The following is a 242-nucleotide window of genomic DNA, read 5'->3' as shown; positions in this document are numbered from 1 at the left end:
AGAAACAACTTCCTGTTGAGTCATCTTAAATGACGTTCTCCACTTCGCCATCATGTCGCCAGATTGATCCGCAGACTGGTCAAAGGCGACCCCCATTTTCAGGGCGTCCTCAGCAAATTGCTTCAAATCTTCTCGCGCGATACCAGCCTGTCCGCCGGCCGCCACCAATTTTGCAATATCGTTCGCGGCCATTGGCAGGCGATCCGACATTTTTAAGATGTCTTCCCCCATTTCAGCGAACT

1 protein-coding gene is annotated in these 242 nt (G+C 51.2%); it reads right to left on the bottom strand.

Annotated features, from left to right (window positions below):
• A partial coding sequence (locus FDX22_RS19620; RefSeq protein ID WP_146717657.1) for a phage tail tape measure protein occupies nt 1–242 on the bottom strand: 242 nt, incomplete at both ends.

This window comes from Citrobacter sp. TBCS-14 (genome assembly GCF_005280805.1).
Classification (GTDB): Bacteria; Pseudomonadota; Gammaproteobacteria; order Enterobacterales; family Enterobacteriaceae; genus Citrobacter; species Citrobacter gillenii.
The sequence above is the reverse complement of the archived record's forward strand: the minus strand, read 5'-3'. Positions and strand labels throughout refer to the sequence as shown.